A 20160-nucleotide genomic window follows, 5' to 3' on the forward strand; every position below is an offset into this window, starting at 1 on the left:
CTTTTGTACGGGCATCAATATAAGCGTGGGCGGTTATGACAATTAAAACACTACTGCCGAGCAACGCCTCAAGGCTGGAAAAGGCACTGTCCGAATCGGCCTTTGATGCCGTGCCCTTGCCGCTGCGCGATTTATGGCGGCCGCAGCATTGCCCGGCCGGGTTGTTGCCTTATTTGGCGTGGGCTCGGTCGGTCGATAGTTGGTCTGATGATTGGCAGGAGTCGGAAAAGCGCGCAGTGGTGGCGTCGTCTTTTGAGGTGCATCGGCAGAAAGGCACGGTCGGCGCGATTAAAAGAGTGGTCGCGGCTTTGGGGTACGAGTGCAAAGTTACGGAGTGGTGGCAGGCAGGGGTAAACGGCCGGCGCGGTACTTTTGCATTGCAGGTGTTTGCCGCAAAGGCGGTATTGCCGGAAACCTATGCCGAGTTGGAGCGGCTGATTAACGAAACTAAGGCTTTGTCGCGCCATTTGACCGGAATCAATATCGGTGTGCAAACCTGCGGGGCAGTGTATGTGCATGCGGCGTCGCTGCTTGGTGATGCGACAACCGTTTATCCTTATCTGAATGCCAATGTCGAAACGGAGAGCCATATTCGGGCTGCTGTCACGTTTCAGGCGGCCGATCAAATTGTCATCTATCCAAAGGTATAAACAATGACACAAAAATATTACACATTATTGACCAATATCGGCGCGGCGCGCTTGGCTAATGCGGCGGCGTTGGGTAACAAAATCAACCTAACCGAAATGGCGGTGGGTGATGGCGGCGGTGCGGATGTTGTGCCGAATGCGGCGGCAAGGGGGTTGGTGCGCGAAGTTTACCGGGGTGCGGTAAACAGTTTGGAAGTTGATCCGAAAAATACCAATCAGATAATTGCTGAAATCGTGATTACTGAAGAAGTCGGGGATTTTACGATTCGCGAGGTGGGTATTTTCGATGCGCAGGGCAATTTGTTTGCTTACGGCAACCTGCCGGCCACTTATAAGCCGGTGTCGAGTAGCGGTAGCGCACGAACGCAAACCATCAGAATGGTTTTACAGGTGTCTAACAGCGATAGCGTTCGATTGAAAATAGATCCTGCTATCGTACTTGCTACGCGGGAATATGTAGATGCGGCGGCGAGGGAAAGGCTTGCCCGCGTCGGTAGCGTGGAAGAGTTGCGGTTGATGAATAAGGCCGGTGTGAAGAGTGTTTTTGTGCATGGCTATTATAAGGATCGCCCGGGAATCGGGGGCGGTATTTTTGTGGCGGATGATGCTGATAGGCAGACTGCCGATGATGGCGCGATGGTGATTGTGAGTGCGGATGGAACAAGATGGCGGCGCGCCGATAAGGTGTTGTCTGTCGAAATGTTCGGTGCTATCGGCGACGGAGAGTTGCATTTGTCGGCCGGCCGGTCGTTGGACGGTATCGCCATTCAGCGGTTTATCGATTATGCGGCGGCCAGCGGCGGCGCCAAGAAATGCTTGTTGCGCGGGCATTATGTGATTAATCACACGATTGTTTTAAAAAAACATGCCTATTTAATGGGTGATTCCGCGTGGACCAGTTTAATTGAAAAGGCGAGCGGCTTTAACGGTGATGCGCTGAAAACAGATGGATTTGATGCGCTTAAAGCCGCAGTCGGCAGTTTGGCCGATTGTCCTTATGATTTCGGCGTGTGCGATATTAAGTTTGACGGCCGGTATATAAGCAACAGTGGGGACGCATACATCAACACCTCCGGCGGCGGTCTGAAAATCATCGGCACGCAGTTTAAGTTGGTGGCAACCGTATTTAATCAGGCGGGTGTAGGTGTGTATTTATCGGGTAAAGGCGAAGAAACCGTAGAGCGGTATCGCGACGGCAAAATATCTTTACGCATCGATACGACAAAGGATGAAGGGTTTATTTTTGCGGGTCCTCATGATTTGAAGATAGATAAAGTGTTTTGCCGCCGCGCAGGCGCCGTATTGTCTAATGATCCGAAGAGGTGGACGTTATGGGCTACCGAAAACTACCCGTCAAAGCAGCGGGTGGACGGCATCGTGTTTGAAACGGCGGGCGAGATCGATTTAATTCATTCGTGGGGACATGAAGCGGGCTATGGTGTGGCAGTAAACGGCGGGCGGCTTAATGCGGATTTAATCATCTCCGAATCTGCGATCGGCGGCATCGATTTTTCGGGCGGTGCCTACGGAATGATTGATAAATTGAGGGTACACAATATTAAAGGCGGCGTTGCCTATCAATCACCCTCGCACGCATCGGCAGGTACGATGCCGTCGGTTAACTACAATACGTCCGGGCATTTTGCAATCAACTCTTTATCGTGTCAGCGCAGCGGCAGCGGCCAGACCGGGCAGGATGAATTAAGAATTGAGCGCGGCAGGTTGATTATCGGCAATATGACGCTTAACGGGCACGCCAAGCCGGGGCACGGCATTAAACAGAACGGCGGGGTGCTTGAGATTGCCAACCTTGATGTGGATAACATCAAGGGCAATGCGGCTGATGGCAATGCCAGTGCCGCGTGGGTGGGAAATGCTACGGGGAATTATGCTTATGCCAAAATCAGCGGCTTTGTCAGTAACTCGGATGTAGGCATTCGTAAAGTGAAAAATATGCAGGCGGAACGTATTGACTTGCAAATGCGTAATGTGGCAACGCCGTGGGGTGGGGTTAAAAAGAATAGTGCCGCCCAGCGGTGGCAGATTGATGCTGTGGGTACGGTATCGAAGTCATCTAGATTTGTGGGTGCGGTCGAATTTAATCCGCTGTCGACGGATGTGCAGAAAGTCAAGATTGCGCACGGCTTGTTATACGGGCCGAATATATCCAACGTTCAGGTAAGTGTGGCGGATAGTCCGACATCGATTATTGATTCGCCGGCGGAATACGCAAGCATTGCGGTTTATGAAGTCGATGATGAGTTTGTGACTATCGGCATGAAGTTGAAGGTGCCCGGAACGCTGGATACCACGCCGAGGATTAACATTCATATGGAGGTGTAAGTAATGGCTGTATATCGTGCTGTAAACAGCGAGGGGCAAACGCTGTATAAATCAACCGCGCCTTTTGCGGCGGATTGGTTGGCGGAAAACGGGTATCGGATGGTGTGTGAGAATTCGGCGCCTGATGAGGGTGGTTCGGCGGTTGAAGGGAAAAAGCGGCGCGATGTAAAAAAAACCCTTAACAGATAGGGATGTAGCCGCAGGATTTAAATTTAAGCATGATGGTATCTAGTTTGTTTGATAAGGAATGAATAATGACAGCAAGCCGACACCACGGCATTACCGCGAATGAGTTTACCGGCGGGGTACGCCATATTTCCGATATTTCCACTGCCGTTATCGGCATGGTTTGCACGGGTGATGATGCGGATGCTACGGCATTTCCGTTAAATCGGCCGGTTTTTCACGCATCGGCTTATGATGCCATGTCAAAGGCCGGCACGAAAGGCACTTTGGCAAAGTCGCTGGATGCGATTGTCGATCAGGCTGATGCGCAAGTTGTGATTGTACGGGTGGCGAATGATAGAAACGCCGAAACGTTGAAAGCCAATGTGATCGGCACGGCCGAAGGCGGTGTTTATACAGGCTTGAAAGCATTGCGCCAAGCGAAAGCCTACACCGGCTTCACGCCGAAAATTTTGGGCGTGCCGGAATTGGATAGCCAAGAAGTTGTAACCGAGCTGGCGGGATTGGCGCAGGCCACGCGCGCATTTGTGTATGCGTCGGCCGGGGATAATGCCGATATATCCCAAATCAAAGCATACCGCCAAAATTTCGGGCAGCGGGAAGTGATGCTGATCGATAACGAGTTTATGGCGTTTGATCCGGGCGCTTCGGCATCGGCAACGGCGGCCACGATCGCCCGTGTGCTGGGTGCGCGCGCCAAGCTGGATGCGCAGGTGGGTTGGCATAAATCCATTTCCAATACCGTTATCAACGGTGTGGATGGTCTGAAATATGCGCGCAGCTTTGATTTGCTGGAAAAAAACTGCGAAGCCAACACGCTGAATAACGATGACGTTACCACGCTGATTCGTGAAAGGGGTTTCCGAATTTGGGGCAACCGCACATGCTCGGCAGATCCGATGATGGCGTTTGAAGTGGCGGTGCGCTCGGCGCAAGTTATTCAGGAAACCATTGCATCCGCCTTTTTATGGGCGATGGATAAGCCAATGCATCCCAGCTTGATTGAAGATATTGTGATGGGCATTAATGCCAAGCTGGCGGAGTATGTCAACAAAGGGTATATCCTCGGCGCGCGCGTGTTCCTTGACCGTAAGAAAGTTACGCCGCAGGCGGTGTCTGCCGGGCAGTTTACGTTCAGCTATGAGTGGACGTATGTGCCGCCGTTGGAAAACATGGTGTTCGAACAGCACAATACCGATACATTCTTTGTGAACTTGGTGGATAAGACTATCCAGTTTGCCAACAACATCAAGCCGACAACCGTTTAACAAAAGCCTGTCTGTTTCAGACAGGCATTGAAGGAATCAGAAAATGAAAATGCCTAAAATCCTAAAAGGCTTTAACGCCTTTGTCGACGGCGAAAACCAATACGGCGTAACCGTCGATATTAACCGCCCGAAAATCGCCCGCAAAACGGAAGACTACACCCCGGGCGGCGCAATGGGAGAAATGACAGTCGAACACGGATTTGAAAAGCTGGAGATGGAAATCACCAGCAAAGGTTATGACGCCGATATGTTGAAATCCATGTCATCCAGCATCAACGGCAAGCTAATCCGTTATCAAGGCGCCTTGCAGGAAGAAGACGGCAGCGGCTACCGTGAGCTAAAGGGCGAAGCGCGCGGCCGTATTATCGAAGCCGATCCGGGCAGTGATAAACAGGGTGAGGGTGGCGAGCACAAATTTAAAATTGCTTTGGTGTATTGGAAAGAAACGCTCGACGGCGAGCCGATTGTCGAGCTGGATATTATGGGCAACAAAGCCGCTTTCGGCGGCGTGGACGAACGCGCCGGGCTGCGTAAAGCATTGGGTATGATGTAACGACTTGCCCGCCGCCCCTGCGCAAAATTGTGTACGCGGCGGGAATTATTCAGGGGTTAAAAAATGAGCCAAACCATTAAAATCAATCAGGATAACACCTTAACCGTAGCCGTTTCTTCGGGCGAATCTTTTGTTTTGCGCGAGCCGCTGGCAAAAGACATGGACGGATTAGGGCAGGATTTGCTTAAAATCAAGCACACCGATACCGTGCAAAAGCTGCTTGGGCGCATCAGCAGCCCGCCGTTAACGCGCCTGCAATACGGTAAATTAAGCCTGTCGGATGCGCAGGTGTTTAATACCGCATTGGATTTTTTTTCAGCGCCGCCTTCAGCCAAAGCGGAGATTCGAGCGTCTTTGCAGGAATTGGGCTACCTGTCGGATTCCGAATCGGCGCTTGCGGCTTCGGGCGCTGTTTAGCCGGGCAGCCTGATCTTTACCAGCAGGCGGAAAAAGAAGAATTGAAATTTTTTAATGCCGTTGCCGATTGCCTTGCCCAGTGTGCGGCAACATTCGGCGGCGGCATTGATGTTTACGGCAGGCTGGCTTTGCTGGATTTGTTGCGTTGGACAAACCGCGCAGTGAAGATGCAGGGCGGTAGCGAGGAATAGAAAAAGCCGCCTAGCGGCGGCATGGGCGCATCAGCCCGGATTAATACCGAGCATGGCCATGATGAAAACGGCGGCAAACGTCAAACCGATAACCAGCAGCCCGCCGAAAATGCCGAATAGGAAAAGCGCACCTAAGCTGGAAAAGAGTCGAAAATAGTTCATAAGGAAATTTAAAGATGGCTAACGATCTTGTGTTGAATATTATTATGAAAGCCAGCGATAAGGCAAGCAAGGAGTTTGAGAAAGTACGGCGCAACAGCCAAGGCTTGTCCGGCGAGCTGGGCAGGCAGCAGCTTGCATTGAAGAAGGTGGAAGCGGCGCAGAAAAAGCTGGAGCGCGCAGGCAAAGTGCGCAATAACTTGTCGGGTTTGGCGGCCGATTTGGGCAAGGTGCGGATGCGGCAGAAAGAATTGCTGGCGGAAATCCAAGCTTCGGGCAGGGCTACCGCCAAGCAGCGTGCAGAGATGCAGTCGTTGGCCAAGCAGGCGGGCGCGGTGGCGGCCAAGCAGGCCAAATACCGCAAAGAATTGCAGGAGCTGAATCAAGAGCTGAAGCAGGCCGGCGTATCGGGCGGCCATTTTAAGCAGCAGCAGGCGGCATTGGCGGCGGCCAGTGATAAGGCTGCCGCTGCGATTAAAAGGCAGCAGGCGGCTTTGGATAGGCTGGATAAAGCGCAGGCAAGGGTTCAGAAAGCGGCGGAAATCCGCGATCATGCGGCTAAGGTGTCGCTGGTGGCGGGCGGTGCGGCGTTTGCGGCGGGGCGCGCATTGTCGGTGCCGGTAAAAGCCTATGCGGAAAGCGAAAGCGCAGGCATGGATTTGCGCGTCGCCATGATGGACAAAACGGGCAAGGTAGCGGCGGAGTATGCAGAGATTGATGCGCTGGCAACCAAGCTTGGCGATAAGCTGCCCGGCACGACGGCGGATTTTAAAAACCTGATGACCATGCTTATTCGGCAGGGTATGAGCGCCCAAACCATACTTGGCGGCACGGGTGAGGCGGCGGCATTGTTGGCCGTGCAGCTTAAAAAATCGCCCGAAGCGGCGGCGGAAATGGCGGCCAAGCTGCAAGATGCCACGCGCGGCACCGAAAGAGAGATGCAGGGCATTATGGATAGCGTGCAGCGGCTGTTTTATGCGGGCGTGGATGATAATAATATTTTGGGAGCATTTTCCAAAATGTCGCCGGTGTTGGATATTCTGGGCATCAAAGGCGAAGCGGCAATGAGGAAGCTGGGGCCGCTGGTCGGTATGCTCGATCAGTCGGGCTTATCGGGTGACAGTGCGGGCAATGCTTTGCGCAAGGTGTTCGACCGGGCGATGTCGCAAGACGTGCAGAAAGCTGTTGCCAAGGCCAAAAAATCGGGCATGGTGGGCGCCGATTTCAGCTTGGATTTTACCAACGGCAAAGGCGAATTCGGCGGCATGGAAAAAATGTATCAAGAGCTGGCCAAGCTGAAAGGGCTAACCACGCAGGCGCGCGGCGAGTTGCTTAAAAGCATTTTTAAAGAAGACGCTGAAACCACGCAGGCATTAAACGTTATGATTGACAAAGGCCGGGCGGGCTATGAAGAATTTGCCGCCAAAATGGCGGCGCAGGCTTCGCTTAAGCAGCGCGTTAACGAGCAGCTCGGCACGCTGTCGAACCTGTGGGATGCGGCCAGCGGCACGGGCATGAATTTTTTGGCGGCGATGGGCGAATCGGTATCCGGCGAGCTGAAAACATTGGTGGAATGGATAGGCAATATCAATGAAAAATTAAGCGTATGGGCGAAAGAAAACCCGGAAGCTGCCAACGCTTTAATGAAGGTTGCCGCCGTGGTTACCGTGGCTGTGGCGGTATTGGCCGGTTTGAGCGCCGTGTTGGCGGCGGTGGTTTTGCCGCTGGCTTCGTTTCACTATCTGCTTACCGCATTAAAGGTGGGGCAGTTTGCCACGCAGTTGGGTAGCTTGGCAAAGGTATTTGCCGTTGTGAAATCGGCTTTATCGGGCTTGACGTTAGGGCTATGGGGATTTGCCAAAGCGGCCGTCGTGTTTTTGTTTACCAATCCTTTTGGCTGGGCAATTCTGGCTGTGGGTGCGCTGGCTTTGCTGTGGTATAAGTGGGATACAGTAAAAGCCGCGCTGCTGGCGGGTTGGCAGGTTATTAAAAACACCTTTCGCGATAATCCTATTTTGGGGTTTGTGATGGGGCCGATTGGGGCAATCGGCACGCTGATTGCTAATTTCGATCGTCTGAAGGCTAAAGCTATTGAAGTGAAAAACGCTATTGCCAACAGCGGTATAGGTCGTGCTGTAAGCGGCGCGTACAATACGGTTAAAAACTGGGCGGGTTTCTCGCGCGGCGGCTATACCGGCGCGGGCGGCGTGAATCAGGCTGCCGGTATCGTACATAAGGGCGAAGTGGTGTTTTCGCAGCGCGATGTTGCCAAATTCGGCGGCTGGCGCATGGTGGAAGCGATCCGGCGCGGCGGTGCGGGTATGCTGGCATTGGCGGCGGATAAGCTGGGCGTAGGTGCGCAGGGTCGGCCGGTGTTGTCGGGCGTGGTGCCGGTGCCTTCGGGCGGGTTTGCCCGTCCTGCTGCCGGTGCGGTATCGGTGGGCGGCGATACGGTAAGCATTCATGTGCATGCTGCGCCGGGAATGAGCGAGCGCGCATTGGCCGATAAGGTGGTCGATATTTTAAACCGGCGCGAGGCGGCAAAAAGGCGCCGCGCCAACAGCAGTTTTTTAGACAGGGATTGATTATGGTGATATTGGCGGCATTGGGCATGTTTGTTTTTACCACGCACAGCATCCCGTTTCAGGGCTTGGAGCGCGCGCAAAATTGGAAGCATCCGCATCAGAATGTGGTGGGCGATTATCCGCCCAGCCAGTACACCGGCAAAGAGCCGGAGGAAATCAGCATCAGCGCCGAGCTGCGCCCGGAAGTAACCGGCGGCGTATACAGCATTCGGGATTTGCGCGAAATGGCGGATACAGGCGAGCCGCACCCGCTGATACTGGGCACGGGAGAGGTGTTGGGCAGCTTTGTGATTACATCCATCAGCGAGAAGCGCAGCGAGTTGAATAAGGATGGCAGCCCGCGTGCCATTGCGTTTAGCATGGGTTTGAAAAAAGTGTCTGAAACCGCTGTGGGGATGCGCGATAAAAACCTGCTGCTGGCGGCCGGAATGGTGCGCAAGATTACGGGGATTTGATGATGCTTGAGCAATTGCAAAGCCGTGCGGTAAAGCTGTTTGACGCCTTGTATGATTCGGGCGGCAAGCATTTAACGCCCGTGGCGGAATTAACCATAAACGGCCGGCCTTTCGGCACGCTAACCATGAGCCGGATTATCAGCATCGAGCTTACCGACAAGCGAGGATTTGAGGCGGATGAGTTAACCGTTCAGCTGAATGATTATGACGGTGCGCTTGCCATTCCTGCTGTGGGCGATAAAATCACCCTTGCGCTGGGTTATAAGGAAACCGGGGTGGTGGATAAAGGCGAATATCTGTTTTCGGAATTTACCGCCAGCGGCAGCCCGGATACCTTGAGCATCACCGCCCGATCAGCGGATTTGGCCGAAACATTGGCCGAGCAGCAAGAAAAAAGCTGGCATAAACAAACCCTGTATCAGATTGTGGAGGCGATAGCAAAGCGGCACGGCTATCAGGCCGTGATTGCCGATAAATACCGAAACGAAAAAATCGACCATATCGACCAAACCAACGAAAGCGATGCCGGATTTTTAACGCGGCTTGCCGAGCAATACGATGCCATTGCCACGGTTAAGGCGGGCAGGTTGCTGTTTATCCCGGCAGGCGAGGCGCAAACCGCCGGCGGCAAGCCGATTGAGCCGCTGCATATCGTGCGCGCGGCGGGGGATAGCCATAGCTTTACCTATTCGGCCACCAATGCTTATCAAGCCGTGCGCGCTTATTACACCGATAAGCAAACCGGCCGGAAAAAAGAAGTGTTGGTTAATCAGGATAATGCCTACCCGAAAAAAGAAACGGCGCCGCCGAAGGGTAAGCCTAAAGGAAAAGGCAAAAAGCCCGAAGAAAAAGCCCGCAAGGTGGATACCACCGGGCAGAAAACCAAAACCCTGCGCCATCTTTACGCTACCGAGCGCAGCGCATTAAACGGTGCGCGCGCGGCCTATAAAAAGCTGAAGCGCGGCGTGGCGGAATTTTCCATCACCCTTGCCGCCGGCAGGCCGGATATTTACCCGGAAACACCGGCTACCGTGCAGGGCTTTAAGCCCGAAATCGACAATGAAAACTGGCTGATAATAGAAGTAGCGCATAGGCTGGATGACGGCGGCTATACCTGCGCCGTTAAGCTGGAAGCGCATGCCGCGCTGGATGGCGTGGTGGAAAACAATGAATAGAAATGCCTATTTGGATGAGTGTGTAAAAATACATATTGAGCTTGACTTAGGTTGCTTGATGTGTAAAAATACACACATCTAAAACAAACAAGGAAGGAAAATGAAGAGTAGCGAACTCATCGCCATCATCGAAGCCGACGGATGGAAGCTGGTAAGAGTGAAAGGCAGCCATCATCAGTTTAAGAAAGAAGGCGTTAACCACCTGATAACCATCAGCCACCCGGAAAAAGACGTATCGCGCCATCAGGTGGCGGATGCAAGAAGGAAATCAGGATTGAAGTTTTAACGGTATGCCCCGCAAGGGGCTATCGGCTACGATTCATTTTTTTTAGGAGGTAAAATCATGATTTATTATCCGGTAGCCATTTTTAGGAGTGACGGCGAAGCGGGCTACGGTGTCATTATTCCCGATCTGCCCGGCTGTTATCCCGTGGGCGATACCGTCGAAGAGGCATTGGCAGATGCCAAAGGGGCGGCATTGTTTCACATTGAAGGCAGCATCGAAGAAGGTTTGGGGTTTGAAACCCACCCCAAAAGCATTGAAGAGCATCGCGCCAATCCGGACTATGCGGAGGCAGTATTGTGGGCGATGATTGAGATCGACGAAACGGCTTTTACCAAGCAAACCCGTTTTAACGTGAGCTGGCCCGAATATCTGTTGGAACAGGTTGACCGATATGCGGCGGCCAATCATGAAACCCGCAGCGGTTTTTTGGCAAAAGCCGCCCAAAGCGCCATGAGGCGAAATGCCGTCAAGTAAGCAGGATGTAAGAAAGGCCGTCTGAAAGCAGGCGGCTTTTTTAGCTTCATCATGCGAAAAGTTTGCTTTGCTGTATCCTATGGGATACAATGATGAATAAAGAAACAGGGTGCACATATGAATATTATCGAGCAGACCGAGCATTTCGCCTCATGGCTGAAAAGCCTGAAAGATTATCAGGCCAAAGCTGCCATATTGAAGCGCATCAAACGCATGGAAAGCGGATTGTTCGGAGATGTGAAAAGCATTAAAAACGGTTTGTTTGAAATGCGTATCGATGTGGGGCAAGGCTGGCGCGTTTATTATTTCAGAAGCGGCGAAACCGTTTATCTGCTGATACACGGCGGCAGCAAATCAGGGCAGCAGGCCGATATAGAGCAGGCATTGGCTATGAAGCAGGCTATACAGGAGGGAAAAAAATGAACATCCGAAGATTCGATATTGCCGAATATCTCGACAGCGAAGAAATGATTGCCGCCTATCTTTCATCCGTATTGGAAGACGGCAGCGCAGAAGAATTTATCGCCGCATTGGGCGATGTGGCGCGCGCCAGAGGCATCAGCGAGTTGGCGGAGAAAACGGGATTGGGGCGCGAAAGCCTGTATAAAACCCTATCCGGCAACAGCAAGCCGCGTTTTGATACCGTGTTGAAAATCGCACGCGGTTTAGGTTTGGAATTAAGCCTTACCGCACATGTTTGAACTTGTGCTTGGTAAAACAAGGCCTGTCTGAAATTTCAGACAGGCTTTATTAGTTTGTTAGGTGTAGTAAATTTCGCCGGTTTGAGTGTCTGTTATAGTGTTGTGAATACGGTCAAGTCTGAAGGTTCGGTTTTCACGTTTTGTCATGTCGTAACCGTCTAGGTATGTTCTGCCGCACCGCGAAACTCTTATTGTTCGCATAGAGGTTTCCCCTTTCCCATTTGTGTAGCCAAAACAAACAATAGAGCCTGTGGGCGGCTTCCCTTTCGCGGAGCGGTTTTGGGGATGTGATGAAAAATTACGGTTATATGTGGGTGTGGCGGGTGTTGGTTTGTCGGAATTTGTAGGCGTTGTTTTGTTTGATTCTTCGCTGGGAACTTGACTGGTGGATATTAAGCCGATAAATATAAAAATGCTGCCTAAGATAGCCCACGGATGCAGAAAAGGAAGCATTATAATGAGTAAAGCGTTACCTGATAGGGTTGCTTTAGGCCAGTTGTTTTTACCCGCATAGTAAAGCTCGTGTACAGGTTTCCATGAGCAAATAATGCTGATAACAGCCATAATAATGCTTGATATGAAAAGCAGCATAATTTATCCCTTAATGTTTTGCAATGTGAGTCGTTTAGATAAAACAAAGCCTGTCTGAAATTTCAGACAGGCTTTTGGGTTATTGGATGGTGCAGTCGGCCAGCATGGGGGTTCCTGCTACCTCACTGTTGCCGATGCAGGTTAGGTTGATTTTCTGCCCTTTTTTGAGATTGGCGGCTTTGTCGTGTTCGGTTTTGGCAAGATGCGCCTGCGGGCGGTTGAACATATCCATATCGCCGCCGGCTTTTAGGGTGAGGAATGGGTTGTCTGAAAAATCGGCGTCGATGCTGGCGATGGTGGCGGCGATGTGCAGGGTTTTGCCTTTGAATTTCTTGTTAGCCCCTACTTCGTTTTCTTTGTAGGCTTTTAGGAGTTCGTTTGCCGTGGTTTTAATAGGCGGTTCCGCAGGTGCGGCGGCTTCGGTCGGAGGGGAGGCGGTTTGTGTTGTTTCCGGTGTGTCGCCGCATGCAGAAAGAAAAATGAGGGAGGAAGTGCAAACAAGCGGGAAAAGAAGTTTGTTCATGATATTTCCTTTGTAAGTGTTTAAAAGGAGCGCCTTACGGCACAGGGTAAACCGTGTTGTTATTTTTGTGTATTTTATTGCCGTATCAAGACACGCGGCCGATTTTGGTATGGCACGCGCCGATGATGGCGAATTGGCTGTCATCCAGTTGGCTAAGGTCGAGTATTTCGGGTTGGTAGAGCGGGTTGTCGCTGCTGATGCGTAATGAGCCGTTTGCCAGCCATTGTAGGCGTTTGATGCGCAGGGCGTCGCCGATGCGTAATACAAACACGCCGTCGCCCTGTTGGGCGGCGCGGTTAACCAATACGATGTCGCCGTCGATTAAGCCCGGCTGCATGCTGTCCCCTTTGATGGGCAGGCAGACCAGGTTTTTTTGATTTAATCCCTCTTGTTTGAGCCATGCGGTATCAAACGGCACATGTTGAATGATGTTTTCGGTATCAAAAAAGCTGCCGTTGCCTGCTGATGCGGGCGTGTCGTAAAGCGGTACTGGGGTGGTATTGCTTGTGTCTGAATTTATTATAGGTGATTCAATAAATTTACCTGTTTGTGTGACGAAATCTGCATTTAGGTATGCTTTATTGAAGTAATTCGGGTCAATCGCTCGGTAATGATTGTCTCCGTCTACATCCCCAAATAATAACCAATCAACTGGAACTCCTGTTGAAAGTGAAAGATCTGCGCAAAATGCGTATGGTATTGAATTTCTTTTTATAGCGCTGCTAATTCCTGATTCAGACATACCGGTTTTAAATGAAAGTTCTTTGGATGTTTTGACACCAAGGACTAATTTTATCCTCTCAAACACATCTGAAGCTGTACTTCCGTAAAAAAAATCTGCATTCAAAATAATAACCTATGAAATATATTTGCAATCTGCAAATATTATGTATTGCATAGTTCTCAAAATGAGAATAATATACAGCCACTAATACGCAATTTGTTAATGAAAGTTACTAGCCAATATTAGAGGTTATTATAAGATGAGTGTTAAAAAAGTCAATAAAGATGCTCTAGACGATCAAGCGCGTTGTCAATCTGCTGCTGTTTTTCAGGCAGTTATCTCAAAAAAAGAACATGCTGAATTGATTAGAGAGGCTGCTGAATTAGTAGGAGCTTCTGTCTCGGGATTTATGCGTGCTTCGGCGGTAAAAGAAGCTCGTAGAGTAATCAAGCAATTTAAGAATTTCTGATGGCAAAGTAAGGGTGAAGAAATGAGCGGCAAAAAAATCAACCGCCGCGCCATGCGCCGGCTGGATCGGAATGCGATGCGGATTGTTGCGAAGCTGTCGGTGGCGCTGAAGCGGCCGGGTAAGGCGGTGGATGATGGCGCTGAAAAACCGTAATCAGCATGATCCCGACCGTTTCCGTATCGCCCACGCCTGCCCGGTGTGCGGTTCGCCCTGTTTGGTGCGGGGCAGCGACCGGCAGACGTTGGTAAGCCGGATGAGTTTGCTTAGATGCAGTAACCCTTCCTGCGGGTGGTCGGGTGTGGCGGTTACGGAGATTGTGCGGACGATTTCGCCGGCTTCCAAGTTTTACGATAAGTCGAATCAGCCGCCGGAGGTAGACGGAAAGTATGAGGCGGCGGTGCGCGCGGAGCTGGAGGCGGCGGCGCAAGAGCAGTTGATTTAGAGGGGGCGGAATATGGAAATGATGATGGTGAGCGGCAGGAAATTTAAGAGCAATGCGCAGGCGCTTGCGATGGGCAGCATTGCCCGCTGTTTAAACAATGCGCCGCGTGTGGAGGTAAATGCGCCGAAGCCGCAGCCGCTGCATTGGTCGCAGCAGTTGCCGATGTTGCCGGAGCATGAGCGCACCGAGGTGCTGGCGGAAAAGCTGTTAAGCCGCAATCAGCAGATTGTTTTAGGCGGGATTATCGAGATGCTGAAGGAAATGGGCAATATGGCCGCCGACATCAATATTCAGGCGGGGGCTTACGAATTACCGCTGCCGCCTTTGCTGATGGATGATGTGCGGGCTTATTCGGGTGCGATTTATCGGGCGCTGGAGGATGCGATGTTGGCGGCGGATAAGCTCGGGCAGGATAAGGCGGCGGATGTGCTGGAGCGGGCGCGCGAGCTGCGTGATTTTAAGAAACGGGTGATTAAGCTGTCGGATAAAAGACGGCAGGCAACGGGTTATTTTGATAAAGCTAAGGGGTTTGAACATGACTAATTGGGATTTGGAAAAGATTAAAGAGCGCGTGGAGGCGATGAAAGAAATCGCTATCGGCGAGGTGATGAAGAAATATAAGGATTGGTTGGCGGTGGCGCCGGCGATGAATGGTCTGATCCGGGAATGCCTGTCTGAAAACGCGGGTGTGCGGTTGGCGGCTTTCAATGCTTATGCTTATCCGGCGGTGGTGGTGGAAACGGATAGTGATGAAGGCGAGATAGCGGCGGAGCGTGTGATGCGCGGGTGGTGCGAAAAAGAGGGATTCAGGGTATCGCGCGGCGCGGCATCTTACGAGCGGAAAAGTAATGCGGTGTGCTATGTGTTCCGCAAGCCTTTGGATGATGGGGATCAGTATTTTTTGGTGCGCTTGGTGCGCAAGTAGAGGGGAACGGCAATGTTGGTGAGGATAACAATGTGGTTGGCGCTGTTTGCTTTGTTTGCGGTGTTGGCGGCTACGGGTGCGGCGGGTGCGGATGACTATAAGTTAATCAGCCCGCAGCCTGCGGATGATACGGCGGCGCGCTTGGTGCAAATGGATGCGGCGGCGCGCGCGGCGGAGATTGAGGTGTTGCGGCAATATGAAGCGGTTGATTTTGATTGGGTGAAAGGGGTGGTTTATGAGCCTGTGGAAGATGATACAAGCGGCGGTTGATTGGTTGGTGGGCTTGGCTTGCGAGCTGGGTGTTTATGAGTTTTGGCGGAGAAAGGCGGGTGATTGAGATGGGTATGTTGGTTTTTGTGTCGGTAGCTGCGGCGGCGTGGCTTGGATTGAAGTGGGTGTTTAAGGAATTGGAAGCGCATTTGGATAGCGGTGATGATCATCATCCGGACTAAGGAAAAGGAGCGGGAAAATGGCTGTGTATCGCGTGATGAATTATGAGCCGGAAGGTGAAGATGTGGAGATCGGCACGCTTGAAACCGTTGCCGGTGGCGAGGTGGTGGTGGATGTGTTGGGCGTCAGCGGCGGCAAGGCGGCTAATTTGAATATTGCGTTGTGCGAGCTGCGCGAGGGTTGGGGCTGGCCGGGGGCTTATTTGGAGGGGAAATGATGGATTTGGAAGGGAAATTGGTCTTGGATCCTTGTTGTTCGGGGAGAATGTTTTGGTTTAATCGTAATCATCCTGCTGTGGTCTTTGGGGATATTAGAAGGGAATCTATTGTTTTATGTGATGGTCGGGAATTTGATGTTGATCCTGATGTGCTGATGGATTTTTCTGATATGCCGTTTAATGATGGGTCTTTTAGGCTGGTTGTGTTTGATCCGCCTCATTTGAATCGGGCGGGGAATGGATGGTTATCTAAAAAGTACGGGCGGTTGGATGGTGATTGGATGTCTATGTTGGAGCGTGGGTTTTCGGAGTGTTTTAGAGTATTGATGCAGGGCGGCGTTTTAGTATTTAAGTGGAATGAAGTACAGGTCCCGGTAGCTCAAATATTGAAGCTTGCTAAAGTACCACCGTTGTTTGGTCATAAGTCAGGGAAAAGATCGGATACACATTGGATTTGCTTTATTAAACCTGAATGATTGGTTTGTTGTGAACTTTGAATATATTAAGCGGTTTGAGGAACCCACCAAATCGGCGCGCGAATTGATCGATCTGTTGCCGAAAACCATTGGCAGCCGGGTGCGTAAGCGTTGGCTGGAGATGGCGAATCAGGCGCCGGCGGTTAATGGTTTGGGTGTGACTGTACCGCCGCATTGGCGCAGCAGTGATGCCGATCTTTATGTGGTGGAAGTGGTGAGGCCGTTTCGTAAGAAATGGACGATGCCGCTTGATAGCTCGGCTACTGATGAAGAGGTATGTGCCGAGGCTAAGAAACTGGCGGAGGAAAACCGGCAGTTTTGGAATGAGGTGATGGCTAAGGTGCAATACCTTAAGCAGTTGTTGCGCGGGCAGGATGAATTGGAAACGGCGCTGCATGTTGACGGCTTGATGATGGCGAAACTGCGGCAGATGGCGGAAAAGAGCGCGGCGCGAGGTGTGCCGGTCGATGATTTGCTTGCTGATAAGCAGGTGCGGGTAAAGGCAATCGCCGCGCGTTTGTGTGATGAGCAGTTTTGCCGCCGCCGCTTGCGCCGGGTGTTTGGTCGGGTGCGTGAGGAGATTTTGCGCAATCATTTTTTGGAGGTCAGTAACCGGCGCGGGCTGTATGTGTCGCATGAGGCTTTGCTGGCCCGGAAGAATCAGCGGGCAAGGAATGCGGCGGTGTTGGAAGCGGTGTTGATGATTAATGAGCTGGCGCAGGAATTTAAGCTTGCCGAGCTTATGGAAAAATCAAACGCCAATCCGGCGATTCGGCGGGCGGAATTGATGGTGCGGATTGCCGGGTTTGAGCAGATTGCAAAAGATTTGGGGCATGTGGGGGAATTTATTACGTTAACCTGCCCGTCGGCTTATCACGCGGTGCATTATAAATCGGGCGTAAAAAACGATAAGTTTAATGACACGACGCCGCGCGAAGCGGCGCAATATCTTAACAGGGTGTGGGCGCGCATCCGTGCGCAGTTGGCTAAAGAGGAAATCAAGATTTACGGCTTCCGTGTGGCGGAGCCGCATCATGACGGCACGCCGCATTGGCATGGTTTGTTTTTTATGCAGAAAGATAAGGTGCAGCGATTCCGGCAGATTGTGGCAATGCATGGTTGCCGGCAGGATGCTAAGGAGCTGGGATTGAAATATTTTAAAACGGCGGCGGCGCGGCGGGCGGCGGCAAAGCGGATTCAGGATAAGCAAAAGGCTTGGATGCTGCCGCGAGGTATGAAGCCGCAGACGCTGGCGGAGATTGAAAAAGATTTGGCTTTGGAAGCGGAGTTTTGGGGCAATGCGGATTTTTGGCGCTTGCGCAAGGCGGCGCCCCGGGTTGAGTTTGTGCATATCAACTGGAAGCGCGGCAGCGCGGCCGGTTATATCGCTAAATATATTGCTAAAAATATCGATGGTAAGAATGTGCATGATGAAAGCATCGGTGCGGATTATGAAGCTTTAGAGTTGGATAGTGCGGCGGTTACTGCCGAGCGGGTGGATGCGTGGGCGGCGGTGTGGGGTATCCGCCAGTTTCAGCAGATTGGCGGCCCGTCGGTAACGGTGTGGCGCGAGCTTCGCCGGTTGGAGATTTCGGATGATGAGGATGAAGGCGAGCTGATGCGGGCGGCGGAAGCTGCGGATAAGGGCGATTGGGCTAAGTTTGTGATGGTTATGGGTGGTGTTGACTGCCGGCGCGATGTGCGCCCGGTGGCTTTGTATAAGGAGGATTTCGGCGAGATGAATAGATATGGTGAGCCGTGTGCGCCTGTGGTGCGTGGTGTGGTCGAGCGGTCTACGGGGGTGTTTAAAATCGGCCATGTGCATGATTGGGTTGTGAAAAAATGCGGCGAAGCCGCAGCTTGGACTTGTGTCAATAACTGTAACAATTCGAAATTTTCGGAGACGAAACCCTTATCAGATAAGGCTTTGAACGGTTTTGAAGGTGCTTATGACTTTGAGGCGGCGGAAATTCGCGAATGGCTGCGGCAGAAAGGCGAGAATCCGCATGTGGATATTGAGCCTTACCGCGTGATTTTCAGACAGCAGCGCCATATTGATGCGGCCGAAGCGGATGCTATTAGGCTGCCTGAAAGTGTGGTGGCGGATATTTTGGAAAGTGCGCAAATCGGCGCGCAAGTGTTGCGCCGCAAATCGGATAACTTGTGCACCATGCGCGACTATATGGCGGCGATTGCCAAGCTGATGCCGAAGAAACGCGGTATTGCGCCGAAGCGCGAAAAATTGGATTTGAGCGATTGCAAGGTAAGTAAGAAACCTAGCAGGGTATGGAATGAGCCGGTGGCGGTTACGCCGGAGGCGTTGATTAAACGTTCGAAAGATTTGCGCATGAAAATGCGCGCAGCAATGGAACAGGATGCCGCCAAGCTGGCGGATGCGATGCAGTAAAGGGGATGGAAATGCAGCAGCAAAATCAGAATTTTAATGAGTTATTGGAGGGGCTGAAGCAGGCGGTGATGTCATCTATGATGGATGATAAAAACCTGTGGACGTCGGAGCGTTGCGCAACTTATTTGGGCTATTCAGTGCGCTATTTCCGCCGCTCGATTGCCACGCTTAAGGGCTTTCCGAATCCGATTATTCTGCCCACGGCCGCCGCGCGCGGCGGTGAGCGTTGGGAGCCGAAAGAGGTTAAGGCGTGGGCCGAAAGGTTTCGGAGGGGGTAATCATGAGCGTGCATTTTTCAAGCAAAACAGATTTATGGGCAACGCCGCAGGATTTTTTTGACAAGCTTAATGCGGAGTTTGGCTTTGAAACGGATGTTTGCGCATTGCCGGAAAATGCAAAATGCCCGGTGTTTTATACGCCGGAGGTAGATGGATTGAAGCAAACATGGGGGGTGTATGCTGGATGAATCCGCCATATGGGCGCGAGATCGGCAAATGGATGCAAAAGGCATATGAAAGTAGTTTGAGCGGCGCAACGGTGGTTTGTTTAGTGCCTGCTCGCACTGATACCAAATGGTTTCATGATTTTGCCATGAATGGTGAGATTAGATTTATTAAGGGGCGTTTGAAATTTGGCGGGGCGAAAAATTCTGCGCCTTTTCCGAGCGCGGTTGTGATTTTTAGAGGTGTGGGGAATGGTATTGTGGGATGAGGTTTTGGGATTGGAGATTAAAGTTAGAGACTTAAAAGAGGCGGTTGATTACTTTGAAAAACAGTCACACGACCAACTAAAAGCAGGAGCGCAAGTTATCGAATCGAATCACAGCAAGGAGGATTACTACCTTGAGGTGTTTGATAATGGGGTGATAGTGGAAGGTTATTTTGATTTATAAAACTGATATTTAAAGGTATTTAAAATGAGTAATGAAAAAGAGTTGTCTAGGATGAAGTTTAAATTTGGCGATATGGTGCGCCATAAAGAGACTGGAGAATTATTGATTGTCTCGGATTTGGAAAAGGACGAAAACAATATTGTGGCGATGTACCAAGCTGATGCGATCGTGTGGTCGGTTGATAAGGACTTACTGGAGCTGGTGCCGCATCCCGATACTGTTCGCTTGGAATATATGGGAAAATTGGTAGCTGAATCAATGGGGATGAAATATGACGCCGTCGAACACCGTAGACAGATAGATGAATCAATTAAATCAACATCAAAGCCTAGATTTTTTTGGATTGGAGAGGAAACAGAGATTTTTGTCGGTAAAGATATTTATGTGATTTTGGATAAGTTCTTTAAAGATGATGAAGGTAAAGAAATTCTGGAAAATGGGTTGTTTGGGGAGATTGATCCGAATGGGAAAATGGTAAGGTTGGATTGTCCTGTGCAGGTTGCGGATGATTTCATTCCTATGTTGAGTTTGGCCGGTATTGATTGGCAGGATAATCCGCGGCAAGTTTGTACGAAATATTAATATCGTAGGAGTAGTAGGC

The 20160-nt window shown here is 51.3% G+C and carries 30 protein-coding genes and 1 pseudogene; 27 read left to right on the top strand and 4 right to left on the bottom strand.

What is annotated here, in order from left to right; all coding sequences use genetic code 11:
• Positions 1-35 precede the first annotated feature (35 nt).
• The 7 genes from HMPREF9370_RS04385 (at position 36) to HMPREF9370_RS11995 (ending at position 5608) form a co-directional block, all read left to right on the top strand.
• Positions 36-650 carry a phage tail protein I gene (locus tag HMPREF9370_RS04385; protein WP_009116129.1) on the top strand — a complete coding sequence of 205 codons (615 nt, stop codon included), beginning with the start codon at positions 36-38 and terminating at the stop codon, positions 648-650.
• Positions 651-653: 3 nt separating this feature from the next.
• Positions 654-2993, top strand: a complete 2340-nt coding sequence (locus HMPREF9370_RS11595) for a phage tail-collar fiber domain-containing protein (protein WP_009116130.1) — start codon at positions 654-656, stop codon at positions 2991-2993.
• Between the two features lie 3 nt (positions 2994-2996).
• Positions 2997-3182, top strand: coding sequence for a hypothetical protein (locus HMPREF9370_RS04395; protein WP_009116131.1), 186 nt, complete (start codon positions 2997-2999; stop codon positions 3180-3182).
• A gap of 65 nt (positions 3183-3247) precedes the next feature.
• Entirely contained in the window at positions 3248-4447 is a 1200-nt protein-coding gene (locus HMPREF9370_RS04400) for a phage tail sheath subtilisin-like domain-containing protein (protein WP_009116132.1), read from the top strand.
• A 43-nt stretch (positions 4448-4490) separates the two neighbouring features.
• Entirely contained in the window at positions 4491-5000 is a 510-nt protein-coding gene (locus tag HMPREF9370_RS04405) for a phage major tail tube protein (protein ID WP_009116133.1), read from the top strand.
• A 63-nt stretch (positions 5001-5063) separates the two neighbouring features.
• Entirely contained in the window at positions 5064-5417 is a 354-nt protein-coding gene (locus HMPREF9370_RS04410; protein WP_009116134.1) for a hypothetical protein, read from the top strand.
• Between the two features lie 41 nt (positions 5418-5458).
• A complete protein-coding gene (locus HMPREF9370_RS11995) occupies positions 5459-5608 on the top strand; it encodes a hypothetical protein (protein ID WP_009116135.1) in 150 nt (49 codons plus the stop codon).
• 30 nt (positions 5609-5638) lie between these two features.
• On the opposite strand, the gene HMPREF9370_RS12455 is transcribed toward HMPREF9370_RS11995, so the two are convergent.
• On the bottom strand, positions 5639-5770 hold the full coding sequence (locus HMPREF9370_RS12455; RefSeq protein ID WP_009116136.1) for a hypothetical protein: 132 nt from the start codon (positions 5768-5770) through the stop codon (positions 5639-5641).
• Positions 5771-5784: 14 nt separating this feature from the next.
• Between HMPREF9370_RS12455 and HMPREF9370_RS04415 the strand changes: the two genes are divergently transcribed.
• The 7 genes from HMPREF9370_RS04415 (at position 5785) to HMPREF9370_RS04445 (ending at position 11443) form a co-directional block, all read left to right on the top strand.
• Positions 5785-8352, top strand: a complete 2568-nt coding sequence (locus HMPREF9370_RS04415; protein WP_009116137.1) for a phage tail tape measure protein — start codon at positions 5785-5787, stop codon at positions 8350-8352.
• Between the two features lie 2 nt (positions 8353-8354).
• Positions 8355-8807, top strand: coding sequence for a phage tail protein (locus HMPREF9370_RS04420; RefSeq protein ID WP_009116138.1), 453 nt, complete (start codon positions 8355-8357; stop codon positions 8805-8807).
• On the top strand, positions 8807-9982 hold the full coding sequence (locus HMPREF9370_RS04425) for a contractile injection system protein, VgrG/Pvc8 family (RefSeq protein WP_009116139.1): 1176 nt from the start codon (positions 8807-8809) through the stop codon (positions 9980-9982). Before HMPREF9370_RS04420 ends, HMPREF9370_RS04425 begins: the two co-directional genes overlap by 1 nt.
• 100 nt (positions 9983-10082) lie before the next feature.
• Positions 10083-10268, top strand: a complete 186-nt coding sequence (locus HMPREF9370_RS04430; RefSeq protein WP_009116140.1) for a type II toxin-antitoxin system HicA family toxin — start codon at positions 10083-10085, stop codon at positions 10266-10268.
• 57 nt (positions 10269-10325) lie between these two features.
• Positions 10326-10742, top strand: a complete 417-nt coding sequence (locus HMPREF9370_RS04435; protein WP_009116141.1) for a type II toxin-antitoxin system HicB family antitoxin — start codon at positions 10326-10328, stop codon at positions 10740-10742.
• Positions 10743-10859: 117 nt separating this feature from the next.
• Positions 10860-11165, top strand: a complete 306-nt coding sequence (locus HMPREF9370_RS04440) for a type II toxin-antitoxin system RelE/ParE family toxin (RefSeq protein WP_009116142.1) — start codon at positions 10860-10862, stop codon at positions 11163-11165.
• Positions 11162-11443: an addiction module antidote protein gene (locus HMPREF9370_RS04445; protein ID WP_009116143.1), complete on the top strand. Its 282-nt coding sequence runs from the start codon at positions 11162-11164 to the stop codon at positions 11441-11443. Before HMPREF9370_RS04440 ends, HMPREF9370_RS04445 begins: the two co-directional genes overlap by 4 nt.
• A 57-nt stretch (positions 11444-11500) precedes the next feature.
• Here HMPREF9370_RS04445 and HMPREF9370_RS12000 read toward each other — a convergent pair whose 3' ends face one another.
• The 3 genes from HMPREF9370_RS12000 to HMPREF9370_RS11790 form a co-directional block, all read right to left on the bottom strand.
• Complete coding sequence (locus HMPREF9370_RS12000) at positions 11501-12007, bottom strand: WYL domain-containing protein (protein ID WP_009116144.1); 507 nt, start codon at positions 12005-12007, stop codon at positions 11501-11503.
• A gap of 106 nt (positions 12008-12113) precedes the next feature.
• Positions 12114-12557, bottom strand: coding sequence for an OB-fold protein (locus tag HMPREF9370_RS04450; protein ID WP_009116145.1), 444 nt, complete (start codon positions 12555-12557; stop codon positions 12114-12116).
• An 85-nt stretch (positions 12558-12642) separates the two neighbouring features.
• Positions 12643-13365, bottom strand: coding sequence for a LexA family transcriptional regulator (locus tag HMPREF9370_RS11790; protein WP_040666897.1), 723 nt, complete (start codon positions 13363-13365; stop codon positions 12643-12645).
• A gap of 175 nt (positions 13366-13540) precedes the next feature.
• Here HMPREF9370_RS11790 and HMPREF9370_RS04460 point away from each other — a divergent pair, with 175 nt between their 5' ends.
• From HMPREF9370_RS04460 to HMPREF9370_RS04520, 13 genes and pseudogenes are all read left to right on the top strand, one after another.
• Positions 13541-13750 carry a type II toxin -antitoxin system TacA 1-like antitoxin gene (locus HMPREF9370_RS04460; protein WP_009116147.1) on the top strand — a complete coding sequence of 70 codons (210 nt, stop codon included), beginning with the start codon at positions 13541-13543 and terminating at the stop codon, positions 13748-13750.
• Positions 13751-13771: 21 nt separating this feature from the next.
• The gene (locus HMPREF9370_RS12460; RefSeq protein ID WP_009116148.1) at positions 13772-13903 is read left to right on the top strand and encodes a hypothetical protein; all 132 of its coding nucleotides are present in this window, start codon (positions 13772-13774) and stop codon (positions 13901-13903) included.
• Positions 13881-14192: an ogr/Delta-like zinc finger family protein gene (locus HMPREF9370_RS11605; protein WP_083821183.1), complete on the top strand. Its 312-nt coding sequence runs from the start codon at positions 13881-13883 to the stop codon at positions 14190-14192. The genes HMPREF9370_RS12460 and HMPREF9370_RS11605 overlap by 23 nt, the downstream gene beginning before the upstream one ends.
• Before the next feature lie 18 nt (positions 14193-14210).
• Positions 14211-14735, top strand: coding sequence for a hypothetical protein (locus HMPREF9370_RS04470; protein WP_156792970.1), 525 nt, complete (start codon positions 14211-14213; stop codon positions 14733-14735).
• Entirely contained in the window at positions 14728-15117 is a 390-nt protein-coding gene (locus tag HMPREF9370_RS04475; RefSeq protein WP_009116151.1) for a hypothetical protein, read from the top strand. The genes HMPREF9370_RS04470 and HMPREF9370_RS04475 overlap by 8 nt, the downstream gene beginning before the upstream one ends.
• A gap of 30 nt (positions 15118-15147) precedes the next feature.
• Positions 15148-15387 (top strand): hypothetical protein, encoded by a 240-nt coding sequence (locus tag HMPREF9370_RS04480; protein WP_040666899.1) that lies wholly within the window; start codon positions 15148-15150, stop codon positions 15385-15387.
• Between the two features lie 199 nt (positions 15388-15586).
• On the top strand, positions 15587-15784 hold the full coding sequence (locus HMPREF9370_RS04485; RefSeq protein WP_009116154.1) for a hypothetical protein: 198 nt from the start codon (positions 15587-15589) through the stop codon (positions 15782-15784).
• Positions 15781-16260, top strand: a complete 480-nt coding sequence (locus HMPREF9370_RS04490) for a TRM11 family methyltransferase (protein WP_009116155.1) — start codon at positions 15781-15783, stop codon at positions 16258-16260. Before HMPREF9370_RS04485 ends, HMPREF9370_RS04490 begins: the two co-directional genes overlap by 4 nt.
• Positions 16261-16270: 10 nt before the next feature.
• On the top strand, positions 16271-18667 hold the full coding sequence (locus tag HMPREF9370_RS04495; RefSeq protein ID WP_009116156.1) for a replication endonuclease: 2397 nt from the start codon (positions 16271-16273) through the stop codon (positions 18665-18667).
• Between the two features lie 11 nt (positions 18668-18678).
• A complete protein-coding gene (locus tag HMPREF9370_RS04500) occupies positions 18679-18945 on the top strand; it encodes a hypothetical protein (protein WP_156792971.1) in 267 nt (88 codons plus the stop codon).
• A 2-nt stretch (positions 18946-18947) separates the two neighbouring features.
• Positions 18948-19378: pseudogene (locus tag HMPREF9370_RS12465) on the top strand (DNA N-6-adenine-methyltransferase).
• Entirely contained in the window at positions 19362-19559 is a 198-nt protein-coding gene (locus tag HMPREF9370_RS04515) for a hypothetical protein (RefSeq protein ID WP_009116160.1), read from the top strand. The pseudogene HMPREF9370_RS12465 and the gene HMPREF9370_RS04515 overlap by 17 nt, the downstream one beginning before the upstream one ends.
• A gap of 24 nt (positions 19560-19583) precedes the next feature.
• On the top strand, positions 19584-20141 hold the full coding sequence (locus tag HMPREF9370_RS04520) for a hypothetical protein (protein ID WP_009116161.1): 558 nt from the start codon (positions 19584-19586) through the stop codon (positions 20139-20141).
• Positions 20142-20160: the final 19 nt, after the last annotated feature.

The sequence above is a fragment of the Neisseria wadsworthii 9715 genome (assembly GCF_000227765.1).
Taxonomy (GTDB): Bacteria; Pseudomonadota; Gammaproteobacteria; order Burkholderiales; family Neisseriaceae; genus Neisseria; species Neisseria wadsworthii.